Consider the following 14,012-nt stretch of genomic DNA (forward strand, 5'->3'; position numbering starts at 1 on the left):
GGCCCGGCTCCAGTCATGACCTCGGTTCGCTTCCGGCCACGGTCTCGGTCCGGCCCCGGCCGCGAAACCGGTCCGGTTCCCGTCGCGGTCCCGGGCCGGCCCCCGCCCTGCCTTCCATCCGGTTCGCCGGTCGCGCTCCCGTACGGCCCTGGCTCCCGGCTCCGTACGGTTCCGGCCAGAGCGCCGGTCGAACCCCGGCCACCATCCCGGTCAAACCCCGGCAATGACTCCCGGGGCACCGCCACCGAAAACTCTGCGTAGCAGCGCCGTAACACGACTGGTGTTGCCTACGGGCCGGAGTGCTCCGGTCAGGCGGGAGTTGGGCGATGGCTGTGGAACTGCTCCCCGTGCGGGTACGGGAGTTCGCGAACTACCTCGACGGTCTGCTGGCCCGCCTGGACCAGGGCGACGGCTGGTGCGGCGTGTTCTGGCAGCGCGACCCGGAGGGCATGCGGGCCTGCGTCCAGGGGCGCGAACTGCCGCCCTGGGACGTGGTGGAGGCGCTGCTGCAGGACCTCGCGGCGGCGTACGGCCCTGCCGCCGCCCACGCCGAGGCCGAACGCGCCCGTGCCCTGCACCGGGCCGCGCTGGCGGCGTACGACGCCCGGCCGGGCGCCCGGGACGAGCTGGGCGACCGCCTCGACGTCATGCTCCGCGAGCGGCGGTACGCCGCCGACCGGCAGGCCGCGCTGACCCGCTCGCTGGCCGCGGCCGCCCCAGGTGAGCAGGCCGACGCACTCCGCCTCGACCTGGCCTGGGCCCACGACGACCACGCGCGCGCGAGCGCCCGCTGCGCCGAGCTGCGCGCCCGGCTGGCCGTGCTGGACGGGCGGACGGACGCCTCCGCCCGGGGCATCCGGCGCGGCTTCGACGGGCGCGTGGTGCGGACCGGGGCGGGCGACGGCGTGCCGGGACCCGTCGCCGGGCAGGACGCCGGGCCGGGAGCCGTCGCCGGGCAGGACACCGCCCCGCAGCCCTCCCCGGACACCCGGCAGCCCTTCTCACCGCCCGCCGCCGACGCCGCCCAGGACCCCGGTGCCGCCTCCGCCAAGCCCCGCAGGCGGCGCCGGGGCAGCGCCCGCTTCGCCGGGATGGCGGAGGCGCCGGACGCCCCCGTCGCCGTACCGCAGGGGCCCGGGCTCGGGGAGGCGCCGGCGGCGGGTCCCGGGAGCCGTGGCCCGCGGGGCGCCCGGTTCGCCGGGGCCGCGGCGGAACCCGAGCGGGCGGAGCCGGCCCCGCCCGCGGCCGACCCGGAGGCGGAGCGTGCCGCGGCGGCGGCCGTGGAGCGGCTGGTGCGGCTGCGGGCGCAGGGCCGCAGCGGGGAGGCGCACGTGCTGCTCGTGGAGGCCGCACAGTGGCCCCCCGCCCGCATCCCGGCGCTCGCCGGCGCACTGCACGGGGCCGGGCTCGAGGCCGACTGGACGACGCTGCTGTGGGAGGCCGCGTCGCTGCCCCCCGAGCGGCTGGTCGCCGCCGCCGACGCGCTGGTCGCGGCGGGGCGGGCGGACGACGGGCGGCAGATACTGCGGCAGGGGGTGGCGCGGGACGCCGCCGAGATCGGCCGGGCGGTGCTCGCCCTGGACGCCGAGGGGCGCGACCGCGAGGTGGCGGCCCTGCTCGGCGCCTACGTCCGGGTCCGTACGCCGCAGGAGGCCGCCCGGAGCGCCGAGGCCGGCCCCGATCGCCTGGTCCCCCTGCTGCTGCGCGCGGCGCGGGACGCCGGCGACGAGCGCCACTGGGACCTGCTGCACGCCCTGCGGGTCGCCGGCTTCACGGCCTGACCCGGCCGGCGTACCCGCCCGCCCCCGCGCCGCGGCGCCCGGCTCACCCACAGGAGTGTGAAACGAGATCGACTCAGCGGGTTCACGACGATGGTCTTGGCAAGGAAGTCCGCGAGGCTTACGTTCGTCCCTCTACGGCCCGCGTCTACGGGCGTAGAGGCTCTGACGTCCCGCCGAAGGAGCAGCTCATGGCCAATGTCGTACGTGCCGCTCTGGTCCAGGCGACCTGGACCGGCGACACCGAGTCCATGGTGGCGAAACACGAGGAGCACGCCCGCGAGGCGGCCCGGCAGGGTGCCAGGATCATCGGCTTCCAGGAAGTGTTCAACGCCCCCTACTTCTGCCAGGTCCAGGAGCCCGAGCACTACCGCTGGGCCGAGCCCGTGCCCGACGGGCCGACCGTGCGGCGCATGCAGGCGCTCGCCCGCGAGACCGGCATGGTCATCGTCGTGCCGGTGTTCGAGATCGAGCAGTCCGGCTTCTACTACAACACCGCCGCCGTGATCGACGCCGACGGCACCTTCCTCGGCTCCTACCGCAAGCACCACATCCCGCAGGTCAAGGGCTTCTGGGAGAAGTACTACTTCAAGCCCGGCAACGTCGGCTGGCCGGTCTTCGACACGGCCGTCGGGAAGGTCGGCGTATACATCTGCTACGACCGCCACTTCCCCGAGGGCTGGCGCCAGCTCGGCCTGAACGGCGCCCAGTTGGTCTACAACCCGTCGGCCACCCACCGCGGTCTCTCCGCCCACCTGTGGCGCCTGGAACAGCCCGCGGCGGCCGTCGCCAACGAGTACTTCGTCGCCGCCATCAACCGGGTGGGGCAGGAGGAGTACGGGGACAACGACTTCTACGGCACGTCCTACTTCGTCGACCCGCGCGGCCAGTTCGTCGGCGACACCGCCGGCGACACCGAGGAGGAACTCCTGGTGCGCGACCTCGACTTCGACCTCATCGACGAGGTCCGCCGGCAGTGGGCGTTCTACCGCGACCGCCGCCCGGACGCCTACGACGGGCTGGTGCGGCCGTGAACGACCTCTACGCCCGCCACCGCGGCGTCCTCCCCGACTGGCTCGCCCTCTACTACGACGACCCCCTGGAGATCACGCACGGCGAGGGCCGCCACGTCTGGGACGCGAGCGGCCGGCGCTACCTGGACTTCTTCGGCGGCATCCTCACCACGATGACCGCGCACGCGCTGCCCGAGGTGACGAAGGCGGTGAGCGAGCAGGCGGGGCGGATCATCCACTCCTCCACCCTCTACCTCAACCGGCCGATGGTCGAACTCGCCGAGCGCGTCGCCCGGCTGAGCGGCATCCCGGACGCCCGCGTCTTCTTCACCACCTCCGGCACCGAGGCCAACGACACCGCGCTGCTGCTCGCCACCACCTACCGGCGCTCCCACACGATCCTGGCGATGCGCAACAGCTACCACGGCCGCTCCTTCAGCGCGGTCGGCATCACCGGCAACCGCGCCTGGTCCCCGACCTCCCTGTCCCCGCTGCAGACCCTCTACGTCCACGGCGGCGTCCGCACCCGCGGACCGTACGCCGCGCTGGACGACCGGGCCTTCATCGCCGCCTGCGTCGAGGACCTGAGGGACCTCCTCGGCCACACCCGCCCGCCCGCCGCGCTGATCGCCGAACCCGTGCAGGGCGTCGGCGGCTTCACCTCCCCGCCCGACGGTCTCTACGCCGCCTTCCGCGAGGTGCTGAACGAGCACGGCATCCTGTGGATCGCCGACGAGGTGCAGACCGGCTGGGGCCGCACGGGGGAGCACTTCTGGGGCTGGCAGGCGCACGCCCGCAGCGGGCCGCCCGACATCGTCACCTTCGCCAAGGGCATCGGCAACGGCATGTCCATCGGCGGGGTGATCGCCCGCGCCGAGATCATGAACTGCCTGGACGCCAACAGCATCTCCACCTTCGGCGGCACCCAGATCACCATGGCCGCGGGCCTCGCCAACCTCACCTACCTGCTGGAGCACGACCTCCAGGGCAACGCCCGCCGGGTCGGCGGACTGCTCATCGAACGGTTGCGGACCGTCGCCGCCCAGCTCCCCGGTGTCCGTGAGGTGCGCGGACGCGGACTCATGATCGGCGTCGAGCTGGTGAGGCCGGGCACCGACGAGGCCGATCCGCAGGCAGCCGCCGCCGTGCTGGAGGCGGCCCGCGACGCCGGCCTGCTCATCGGCAAGGGCGGCGGCCACTCCACCAGCGCGCTGCGCATCGCCCCGCCGCTGTCGCTGACCGTCGCGGAGGCCGAGGAGGGCGCCGACATCCTCGAAGCGGCGCTGAGGAGCGTCCATTAGGGCGCGCCGGGGCCCGCGCCGGCGCCGGGCGGGGGAGCGGTCCGCGGCGGACGGCGTGCCCCGCGGCCCCCGGCGCCGCCCGGCCGCCCGCCGTCGTACCGGAATCGCGCCCCCGGCACCCACGCGCCCCTGACCGCGCCGCCGGTGGGGTCACGACCGCAAGGAGAGGGAGCATGAGCCGTACCGTCATCCGCGGTGGTCTCGTCATCACCGCGTCGGACGAGATCCACGCCGACGTCCTGATCGAGGACGGCCGCGTCGCCGCCCTCGCCGCCTCCGCCACCCCGGCCGCCGACGCCCTCACCGCCGGGCGCGGCGAGAGCGGGGCGCCCCCGCACGAGGGGTGGGGGAGGGTCATCGACGCCACCGGCAAGTACGTCCTGCCGGGCGGCGTCGACGCCCACACGCACATGGAGCTGCCCTTCGGCGGCACCTTCGCCTCCGACACCTTCGAGACCGGCACCCGGGCCGCCGCCTGGGGCGGGACCACCACGATCATCGACTTCGCGGTGCAGAGCGTCGGGCACACCCTGCGCGAGGGCCTGGACGCCTGGCACGCGAAGGCCGAGGGCAACTGCGCCGTCGACTACGGCTTCCACATGATCGTCTCCGACGTGAACGAGGGCACGCTGAAGGAGATGGACCGCCTGGTCGGGGAAGGCGTCACGTCCTTCAAGCAGTTCATGGCCTACCCGGGCGTCTTCTACAGCGACGACGGGCAGATCCTGCGGGCGATGCAGCGCTGCGCGGACAACGGCGGCCTGATCATGATGCACGCGGAGAACGGCATCGCCATCGACGTCCTCGTCGAACAGGCCCTCGCCCGCGGCCAGTCCGACCCCCGCTACCACGGCGAGGTCCGCAAGGCCCTGCTGGAGGCGGAGGCGACGCACCGCGCCATCAGGCTCGCCCAGGTCGCGGGCGCCCCGCTGTACGTCGTGCACGTCTCGGCGCAGGAGGCGGTCGCCGAGCTGACCCGGGCGCGCGACGAGGGCCTGCCCGTGTTCGGCGAGACCTGCCCGCAGTACCTGTTCCTGTCCACCGACAACCTCGCCGAGCCGGACTTCGAGGGCGCCAAGTACGTGTGCAGCACGCCCCTGCGGCCCCGCGAGCACCAGGCGGCGCTGTGGAGGGGCCTGCGCACCAACGACCTCCAGGTGGTCTCCACCGACCACTGCCCCTTCTGCTTCACCGGCCAGAAGGAGCTGGGCCGCGGCGACTTCTCCAAGATCCCCAACGGTCTGCCGGGCGTGGAGAACCGGATGGACCTGCTGCACCAGGCCGTCCTCGACGGGCACATCTCGCGCCGCCGCTGGATCGAGATCGCCTGCGCCACCCCGGCCCGCATGTTCGGCCTGTACCCGAAGAAGGGCACCATCGCCCCGGGCGCCGACGCCGACGTGGTGATCTACGACCCGCACGCCGAACAGGTGATGTCCGCGGCCACGCACCACATGAACGTCGACTACTCGGCGTACGAGGGCAGGCGCACGACCGGCCGGGTGGAGAGCGTGCTCTCACGCGGCGAACTCGTCATCGACCAGCGGGAGTACACCGGACGCCCCGGTCACGGCGTCTTCACCCCCCGCTCCACCTGTCAGTACCTCGGCTAGGAGTGGCCCATGGACTTCGGACTCGTCCTGCAGACCGACCCGCCGGCCTCGCGCGTCGTCAGCCTGATGAAGCGCGCCGAGCGCAACGGGTTCACCCACGGCTGGACGTTCGACTCCGCCGTGCTCTGGCAGGAGCCGTTCGTGATCTACAGCCAGATCCTGGCCAACACCTCCAGGCTGAAGGTCGGCCCCATGGTCACCAACCCGGGCACCCGCACCTGGGAGGTCACCGCGTCCACCTTCGCCACCCTCAACGACATGTTCGGCAACCGCACGGTGTGCGGCATCGGCCGCGGCGACTCCGCCATGCGGGTGGCGGGCCGCAAGCCCAACACCCTCGCGCGCATCAGCGAGGCCATGAAGGTCATCCGGGCCCTCGCCGGCGGCCGCGAGGCCGACCTGGGCGGCACCAAGCTCAAGATCCCCTGGGTCAAGGAGGGCGCCCGACTCCCGGTCTGGATGGCCGCGTACGGGCCGAAGGCGCTCAGGATGACCGGCGAGGAGGCCGACGGGTTCATCCTCCAGCTGGCCGACCTGTACCTGACCGAGTACATGGTGAAGGCCGTCAAGGACGCCGCCGTCGCCGCTGGGCGCGACCCGGCCGAGGTGACCATCTGCGTCGCGGCCCCCGCCTACGTCACCGAGGACGACTCGCCCGCGGCGCTCGCCCACGCCCGCGACCAGTGCCGCTGGTTCGGCGGCATGGTCGGCAACCACGTCGCCGACCTGGTCACCCGGTACGGCGAGCACTCCTCCCTGGTCCCCGCCGAACTCACCGACTACATCCGGGCACGGCAGGGCTACGACTACTCCCACCACGGGCGCAGCGGCAACCCCGACACCGCGTTCGTGCCCGACGAGATCGTGGACCGCTTCTGCGTCATCGGCCCCGCCGAGAAGCACATCGAGAAGCTGACCGCGCTGCGCGCCCTGGGCGTCGACCAGTTCGCCGTCTACGACATGCACGACGCGCAGGAGACCACCATCGACGCCTACGGCCGGGAGATCATCCCGGCGGTCAACTCCTGACCGACCCGCTCCCCCCTGTCCGGTTCCGGACCCCGCTGAGCCCCCACACCCCCCTTGGTCTCCCCTCCCCGCCGTCCCGGGGAGGGGGCTGGTGCCCGCACGGCCTCTGACGACCCACCTCATCCCGATTGGCCAGCCCATGACCGACACCGCACCACCCGCCATACCGGCCCCCGGACACGTCACCCTCCCCGACGGACGCGTGGAACTCGCCCCCGGCACCCCGCCGCCCGGCGGTCCCTACGCCAACGAGGACCTGCTGCCGGTCCCCACGGCCCGGCGCACCTGGACCACGTACAACTTCTGCGCGCTGTGGGTCGGCATGGCCCACAACACGGCCTCCTGGACCCTGGCGTCCGGGCTGATCGCGGTGGGCATGGACTGGAAGCAGGCCGTGTTCACCATCGCCCTGGCCAACCTGATCGTGCTGGTGCCCATGCTGCTCACCGGGCACGCCGGACCGAAGTACGGCATCCCGTTCCCGGTGTTCGCCCGCGCGTCCTTCGGTGTACGCGGCGCCAACCTGCCCGCCGTCGTACGGGCGTTGGTGGCCTGCGGCTGGTTCGGCATCCAGACCTGGATCGGCGGCGAGGCGATCTACTTCCTGGCCGGCAAGCTGATCGGGGGCGGCTGGGCGAACGCGTCGCACATCGGGGGCCACCCCTGGACGATGTGGCTGTCGTTCGCGGTGTTCTGGGCGCTCCAGGTCGCGATCATCTGCCGGGGCATGGAGACCGTCCGCCGCTTCGAGAACTGGGCGGCGCCCTTCGTGCTGGCCGGCGCGTTCGTGATGCTGTGGTGGATGAGCAGCCGGGCCGGCGGGCTCGGCCCGCTGTTCGACCAGCCCTCCAAACTGGGCTGGGGCGGTGACTTCTGGAAGCTGTTCTGGCCCTCCCTGATGGGCATGATCGGCTTCTGGTCCACCCTGTCGCTGAACATCCCGGACTTCACCCGGTACGGGAGGAGCCAGCGGGCCCAGACCTGGGGCCAGGCGCTCGGCCTGCCGACCACCATGACCCTCTTCGCCTTCCTGTCGGTGCTGGTCACCTCCGGGTCGCAGGCGGTGTACGGGACCGCGATCTGGGACCCGGTGCAGCTGGCCGCCCGCACGGACAACGCGGTCGGGCTGGTCTACGCACTGGTCACGGTCCTGGTCGCCACCCTGTCGGTGAACATCGCGGCCAACCTGGTCTCCCCGGCCTTCGACTTCTCCAACATCGCGCCCCGCAGGATCGGCTTCCGGGCCGGCGCCCTCGCCACCTGCGTGCTCGGCGTGCTGATCCTGCCGTGGAAGCTGTACTCCGACCCGCGGGGCTACATCTTCACCTGGCTCGGTCTGGTCGGCGGCCTGCTGGGCACGGTCGCCGGCATCCTCGTCGCCGACTACTGGGTCCTGCGCCGCACCCGCCTGGACCTGGGCGACCTCTACCGCAGGGACGGGCGGTACTGGTACCGGGGCGGCTGGAACTGGCGGGCGGTCGCCGCCTTCCTGTCCGGCGGGGTGCTGGCCGTCGGCGGCGCCCGTCTCGACCCGCTGATCGACGGCCGGCCCGTCCCGGCGCTGTCCCCGCTGGCCGACTACGGCTGGGCGGTGGGCCTGGGCACCTCACTGGTGCTGTATCTGGCGCTGACCCGGCTGACCCGGCTGACCGGACGCCCGGCGACCGGGTGAGCGCGCGGGGCGACCGCTTCAGCCGGCCGCCCCCGCGGCCGGCGGCGGGGTCATCGCCCAGCGGATGGTGCGCGTGAGCAGCTGCCCGGCCGGGCGCACCGCGAGGCCCTCGACCACCGGGAGCGGCGGCAGCCGCAGCAGGCTCCGGGCCCAGGGAGGCAGCAGCGTCACGGCGTTCGCGGCCAGGACGGCGTACGGGGGCCGCACCACGAGGGGCACGGGCGGCTGAAGCAGCAGGAAGCGCGCCGCGGCGCGGGCGTCGGCGGTGGCCCGCAGCTCGGGCCGGTAGGCCGCCAGGCGCGCGGCCAGGGCGTCGCGGTCGCGCGGGGGGTCGACCACGCCCAGCCGCTCGGCCACCCGCGCGGTGTCGGCGACGTAGGCGTCCTGGCCCGCGTCGTCCAGCGGGCGGGCGCCGTAGCGCTGGTGGGCGCGCAGGAAGCAGTCGGCCTCGGCCGCGTGCACCCAGCCCAGCAGGTGGGGGTCGGCCGCGTGGTAGGGCTCGCCGCCGGCCGTGGTGCCGCGCACCCGCTCGTGGATGGCGCGCACGTCGTCGACCGCCCGCTGTGCGTGCGCCGCCGTCCCGTACGTCGTCACGGCCAGGAAGGCGCTGGTGCGCTGCAACCGGCCCCAGGGATCGCCGCGGTAGCCCGAGTGCCCGGCCACGGCCGCCATGGCGAGCGGGTGCAGGGACTGCAGCAGCAGCGCGGCGACCCCGCCGACGAACATCGAGGCGTCGCCGTGGACGGTGCGGATGGGGCGGTCGGGCCCGAACCAGCGGGGGCCGGGGGTGTGGTGGATACGGGCGCGCAGGGCAGCCCCGTCCGGTCCCGCGACCCGGCGGAACAGCACCGTGCCCAGGCGGGCCCGCACGTCCGGCAGCACGTCCACTCCCCGCCTCCCGTCGTTCCCCGCATGTCTTTCCCTACCCACTGACGCCGACGCCGACGCCGACGCCGTCACCGGGAGGCGGGCGTGGCACCGCGCTCCCGGTCCGACCGCGGCCACACGTACGGCAGGTCGTCCGGCACCCCCGGGAACTCGGCGGCGTACACCTCCGGGTCCTTGCGGACCAGCGCGGACCGGTGACTGCGGTGGAAGGCCTCGTCACCGAGCCACGGCGGCAGCTCCCCGGCCTCCGCGAGCGCGTCCTGGTCACGCACCGGGGCGCCCGGCCGGCACGCCGCCAGACCGGCGACGAGCGAGGCGGCGCAGCTGTCCTGATGGCCCTGCTCCCGCCACACCCGGCAGATCTCCAGGCCGTAGCGGACCAGCGCCTCCTCGTACCCGGCCCACATGCGGACCGCCGGATGCCGGCGCCAGCCGTAGCCCGGCACGGTCAGCCCGCGCAGCACCTGGAGCGCCTCGACCCGCTGCTTGCCGAGCCGGCGGCGGTCCAGCAGCAGGGCCGAGCGGTGGAAGTCGGGATCGGGCAGGAACGTCTGCATGGGCGTCGTCCTCTCCGGTGGGGCGCGGCGGGCGGTACGGGCGGGCCCGCCGCGCCGGGGCGCTCACTTCTTGCGCAGGGCGGACGGCTTGTGGACGGCCGAGTTGCCCGATTTCTCGCTGCGGACCTCGTACTGCGGGTCCTCGGGGGAGGCGTCCACCGTGCGGCCGGCGGCCTCCGTCCTGCGGGTGATCTTCCGCTCGACCTTTCCCTCCGCGGTGGAGCCGTGGCTCTTCCAGGTGACCTCGTCGCCCTCGGCGAGCCCGTCGTCCCCGCCCTGCTTGCCGCTCTTGCCCTTGCCCTTGCCGCTCGCGGCCATGGTGCCGCTCCCTTCGCTCGTCGACGTGCCTTCCTCGTCAGGTCCTGATCCCACTCTCCTTCCGCCGGCGTTCTCCGGCGTCCCAGGGGACGTCTTCGGGGGTTGTCAGGCCGAGGCCCGCGTCGCGTCGTCGGCCTGTCCGCCCGCGCCGAGCAGCCCGGTGGGCCGGAACGGCTCGGTGGCCTCCAGGCGGGGCAGTTCGCGGCGCGCCACCCGCATCACGACCGGCGGCATGGCGGCCCGCACCGGCTGCGCCAGCCGCAGCCACGCCGGCGCGTACACGGCGGTACGGCGGCGCTCCAGGCCGTCCACCATGCGGGCGGCGACCGTCTCGACCGGGTAGACCCGACGGGCCGGCGACGGCATGTGACCGCGCAGCTCGCGCAGCACGGGGTAGCGGTCGGCGTCGTGGATCATGTCGGTGTCCGTCCAGTTCAGGTAGGCGATGCCCACGCCCACGCCGCGGTGGGCCACCTCCGCGCGCAGGGAGTGCGCGAAGGCCTCCACGCCGGCCTTGGAGGCGCAGTAGGCGCTCATCATGGGAGCGGCACCGATCGCGGCCAGCGAGGCGACCTGGAGGTAGTAGCCGGCCGTCGTGAGGAGGTCGGGCAGGAACACGCGGGCCGTCTGGGCGCTGCCGGTGAGGTTCACGTCGACCACCCGGCGCCAGTCGGCCGGGTCGGAGGAGGCGAACGGGCCGCCCTCGGCGATGCCCGCGTTGGCGACGACGGCGGAGGCGGGCCCGAGCCGGGCGCGCACCTCACGGGCGGCGGTCCGCAGGGCCGGGTCGTCGGTGACGTCGACCTCGACGGCCAGGGCCCGGCCCGGCAGGTCGGCCGCGAGGGCGTCGAGCCGGTCCTTCTCGTGGCCGAGCAACGCCAGGTTCGCGCCCCGCCGGGCGGCCTCGCGGGCGAACGCGGCGCCCACGCCGCGTGCCGCGCCGGTCACCACGACCGTCCGGTCCTTCAGGGGACTGCTCCGCACGGCTCCGTCCTCCCTTCCCGGGTGCCCCGCGCGCCGGTCATGGCGGTCATGCGGTCACGAGGGGCCTTCCGGTGGTGTTTCCGGCGCGCGCCGCCGCCCGGATGCGGCAGGTCCTAAGTCCGTTCGTCGGCCGGGCGGGCGGTGTGGTCGGGGTGTCCCGTGGTGCGGCGGGCCTCTTTCATCTCCGCCTCGTACAGATGGTCGCGCCCCCCGGCCAGCTCCCGCACGGCGGCGGTCTCCAGCTGCTGGAACGGGCGGTAGTAGGTGTCGTTGTACGCCTCGACGATCTGGAACGTCCAGTGGCCGGGAATGACGTTGCGCCCGAGGATCTGCGTCTCCACCTCGTCGGCCCAGCGGTCGTGCCCGGCCTCGCGCAGCAGCCGCACCGCCCGGTCCAGCTCGAGGTCGGCGGTGCCGGTCAGCTGGTGGAATCCGTACAGGTGGCCGCGGGCCCGCTCGGTCGTCTCCAGCGCCTTCGACAGCGCGCCGAGGGCCTCGACGGTCTTGTCGCCGACCCCGTCGGGCCGCCGGTGGCACCGGTCGGGTCCGGCGTCCTGCTCTGTGCTCATGCTGTTCCGTCCTGCTCTGTGCTCATGCCGTCTCCTCGTCCTGCTCGTACCGTGCGTCCGGCTCCTGGCCGGGCCGCGTCCGCCGTGTCGTCAGCGTTTCCGTCCGGTGCGGTCGCGCCGGGCCAGCAGGCGCTGGGCGCGTGCCAGGCCGGGTGCGCGGTGCGCGCGGAGCACCGCGCGGGCCGCGTTGGCGCCGGGCCCGCCGTGCACACCGCCGCCCGGGTGGGCGCCCGCGGAGGCCAGGAACAGGCCCCTGACGGGGGTCTCCGGGCGCCCGGTGCCCGGCACGGGCCGGAACACCAGCTGCTGGTGCAGGGCGGTGGTACCGCCGTTGATGGCGCCGCCGTGGAGATTGGCGTCCAGCGACTGGAGGGTGGTCGGGGCCAGGATGCGCCGGGAGCGGACCAGGGAGCGGAATCCGGGTGCGAACCGCTCCACCTGGCTCTCCATCCGGTCCGCCATGCGTTCCTGGTCCGCGGGTCCCCAGTCCCCGGTGATGCCCTCGCCCCCGGCGTCCCCGCGGACCTCCTGGGGGACGTGGGTGTAGGCCCACGCGGACTCGGTGCCCTGCGGGGAGCGCGTGGCGTCCGACGTGGTCATCTGGCCGAAGAGGGCGAAGGGCCGCTCGGGCACCTGGTGCATGGCGATCTGGGCGGCGAACCGGGTGAGTTCGTCGACCCCGTCGGCCAGGTGGACGGTCCCGGCCCGCGCCGCCTGCCCGGCCCGCCACGGCACCGGGCCGTCCAGCGCCCAGTCGACCTTGAAGGTGGCGAAGTCCCACTGGAAGCGGCGCAAATCCTCCAGCACCTGGCCGGGCAGGTGCTCGGGGCGGACCAGGTGGCCGTACAGGGCGGGCACCGAGACGTCCGCCAGCACGGCCCGGCTCGCGGTCACGGTCTCGCCGCCGGCGGTGCGCACCCCCACCGCCCGGCCGTCGCGGACGACGACCTCGGTGACGCGCTCCCCGCAGCGCACCTGCCCGCCGCGGACGGCCAGCCGCCGCAACAGCGCCTCGGTGAGCGCGCCGGCCCCGCCGACCGGCACCGGGAAGCCGTACGACTGTCCCAGCATCGACATCAGCCAGCCGAAGCCCCCGCTGCCCGCCGCCTCGGGGGCGAGGTCGGCGTGCAGTGCGTTGCCGGCCAGCAGCAGCCGGCCGCCCTCGCCGCGGAACTCCTCCTCGCCCAGCCGCCGCACCGGCAGCACCAGGGACCGGGCCATCCGCAGGCCGCCCGCGGCCCGCAGCCGCAGCGCCAGCCGGGCACCGGCCCGCACCGGGGGGAACGGTGTGAACAGGCACTCCAGCAGGTCGCGGCGCAGGTCCTGCCACATCGAGTGCAGCCGGCGCCAGGCCGCCCCGTCGCCGGGCGCGAACTCCTCGAGGGACGCGGCGGTGACGTCGATCCGCCGGTCCAGCACGGCGCACCTGTCGTCGCTCAGCGGGTGGGCCAACACGTGCGGGGCGTGGCTCCAGCGCAGCCCGTGGTCCTGCAGCCGCAGGCCGGCCAGCACGGGGGACGCGGCCGCCAGCGGGTAGAAGGAGCTGAAGAGGTCGCTGACGAAGTCGGGATCGACCCCGCGGTCGTGCCGGACCGCGCCGCCGGGCTCGGGCTGTTCCTCCAAAACCTGCACGCTCCAGCCGGCGTCGGCCAGCAGGTTCGCGGCGACCAGCCCGTTGGGGCCGGCCCCGATCACCACGGCGTCAGGCATGTCGGGCACCGCCGTGACCGCCGGCGGCACGCCTCCCGGCGCCGGCGGCGTCCGCGCTCCGGGCCGCCCCGGACTCCTCGGCCTCCTCGGTCTCTTCGCACAGGTGTGCGAGACGGGCGAGCATGGCCCGGTGGCGCAGCTGGATCATCGCCTCGAAGCCCATGTTGTGCAGGGTGCCGCCCGCACCCTGCAACGGGTGCTCGTCGACGATCACCAGGCAGTGCTCGCCCCACTCGCGCAGCTCGATCGCGATCCGGGCGCTGCCCAGGACCCCCGCCTGCGCCTCCAGCTCCAGCTCCGAGCCCTCACGGCAGCGCCGTACGACGGTCTCGTTGCTGAGCCGCACCGGGCCCAGCCGGACCTCGTACTGGAGGGCGGCGCCCTGCTGCGGCCACTGTCCGCGCGTGGGGCGGGAGGACGCGGTGCCCACCACCCATTCGGCGTACCGGCTGCCGTCGGCGAGGACTTCCCACACCGCCGCCGGACTCGCTTTGACCAGACGATGACGGACCGCCACGTACGCCTCCCCGCACTCGGCCGACTCTCACGTCCCCGCCGAGTGCCCACCCGCGCGCGGGCT

13 protein-coding genes are annotated in these 14,012 nt (G+C 74.4%); 6 read left to right on the forward strand and 7 right to left on the reverse strand.

Annotated elements, in window-relative coordinates; all coding sequences use genetic code 11:
• The first annotated feature begins 326 nt into the window (after window positions 1-326).
• The 6 genes from ACZ6CZ_RS10335 to ACZ6CZ_RS10360 all read left to right on the forward strand — a co-directional run bounded on the left by ACZ6CZ_RS10335 (window position 327) and on the right by ACZ6CZ_RS10360 (window position 8,406).
• Window positions 327-1,781, forward strand: coding sequence for a hypothetical protein (locus ACZ6CZ_RS10335; RefSeq protein WP_469017538.1), 1,455 nt, complete (start codon window positions 327-329; stop codon window positions 1,779-1,781).
• 188 nt (window positions 1,782-1,969) lie between these two features.
• Entirely contained in the window at window positions 1,970-2,812 is an 843-nt protein-coding gene (locus ACZ6CZ_RS10340; protein ID WP_469017541.1) for a nitrilase-related carbon-nitrogen hydrolase, read from the forward strand.
• Complete coding sequence (locus ACZ6CZ_RS10345) at window positions 2,809-4,092, forward strand: aspartate aminotransferase family protein (RefSeq protein ID WP_469017544.1); 1,284 nt, start codon at window positions 2,809-2,811, stop codon at window positions 4,090-4,092. The genes ACZ6CZ_RS10340 and ACZ6CZ_RS10345 overlap by 4 nt, the downstream gene beginning before the upstream one ends.
• 173 nt (window positions 4,093-4,265) lie before the next feature.
• Window positions 4,266-5,705, forward strand: coding sequence for a dihydropyrimidinase (hydA, locus tag ACZ6CZ_RS10350; RefSeq protein ID WP_469017547.1), 1,440 nt, complete (start codon window positions 4,266-4,268; stop codon window positions 5,703-5,705).
• Window positions 5,706-5,714: 9 nt separating this feature from the next.
• Complete coding sequence (locus ACZ6CZ_RS10355; RefSeq protein WP_469017550.1) at window positions 5,715-6,734, forward strand: TIGR03842 family LLM class F420-dependent oxidoreductase; 1,020 nt, start codon at window positions 5,715-5,717, stop codon at window positions 6,732-6,734.
• 139 nt (window positions 6,735-6,873) lie between these two features.
• The gene (locus ACZ6CZ_RS10360; RefSeq protein WP_469017552.1) at window positions 6,874-8,406 is read left to right on the forward strand and encodes an NCS1 family nucleobase:cation symporter-1; all 1,533 of its coding nucleotides are present in this window, start codon (window positions 6,874-6,876) and stop codon (window positions 8,404-8,406) included.
• Window positions 8,407-8,424: 18 nt separating this feature from the next.
• Here the strand turns inward: ACZ6CZ_RS10360 and ACZ6CZ_RS10365 are convergent, their stop codons facing one another.
• The 7 genes from ACZ6CZ_RS10365 to ACZ6CZ_RS10395 all read right to left on the reverse strand — a co-directional run bounded on the left by ACZ6CZ_RS10365 (window position 8,425) and on the right by ACZ6CZ_RS10395 (window position 13,949).
• Window positions 8,425-9,288, reverse strand: a complete 864-nt coding sequence (locus ACZ6CZ_RS10365) for an oxygenase MpaB family protein (RefSeq protein WP_469017904.1) — start codon at window positions 9,286-9,288, stop codon at window positions 8,425-8,427.
• A gap of 74 nt (window positions 9,289-9,362) precedes the next feature.
• Window positions 9,363-9,851 carry an MSMEG_6728 family protein gene (locus tag ACZ6CZ_RS10370; protein ID WP_469017555.1) on the reverse strand — a complete coding sequence of 163 codons (489 nt, stop codon included), beginning with the start codon at window positions 9,849-9,851 and terminating at the stop codon, window positions 9,363-9,365.
• 63 nt (window positions 9,852-9,914) lie between these two features.
• Window positions 9,915-10,169 carry a hypervirulence associated TUDOR domain-containing protein gene (locus ACZ6CZ_RS10375; protein WP_469017558.1) on the reverse strand — a complete coding sequence of 85 codons (255 nt, stop codon included), beginning with the start codon at window positions 10,167-10,169 and terminating at the stop codon, window positions 9,915-9,917.
• Between the two features lie 105 nt (window positions 10,170-10,274).
• Window positions 10,275-11,153, reverse strand: coding sequence for an SDR family oxidoreductase (locus ACZ6CZ_RS10380; protein ID WP_469017560.1), 879 nt, complete (start codon window positions 11,151-11,153; stop codon window positions 10,275-10,277).
• Window positions 11,154-11,266: 113 nt separating this feature from the next.
• On the reverse strand, window positions 11,267-11,722 hold the full coding sequence (locus ACZ6CZ_RS10385) for a hypothetical protein (protein ID WP_469017562.1): 456 nt from the start codon (window positions 11,720-11,722) through the stop codon (window positions 11,267-11,269).
• 90 nt (window positions 11,723-11,812) lie between these two features.
• Window positions 11,813-13,432, reverse strand: coding sequence for a phytoene desaturase family protein (locus ACZ6CZ_RS10390; protein ID WP_469017565.1), 1,620 nt, complete (start codon window positions 13,430-13,432; stop codon window positions 11,813-11,815).
• Window positions 13,425-13,949 carry an SRPBCC family protein gene (locus ACZ6CZ_RS10395; protein WP_469017567.1) on the reverse strand — a complete coding sequence of 175 codons (525 nt, stop codon included), beginning with the start codon at window positions 13,947-13,949 and terminating at the stop codon, window positions 13,425-13,427. Before ACZ6CZ_RS10395 ends, ACZ6CZ_RS10390 begins: the two co-directional genes overlap by 8 nt.
• Window positions 13,950-14,012: the final 63 nt, after the last annotated feature.

This window comes from Streptomyces sp. NPDC041135 (assembly GCF_055592085.1).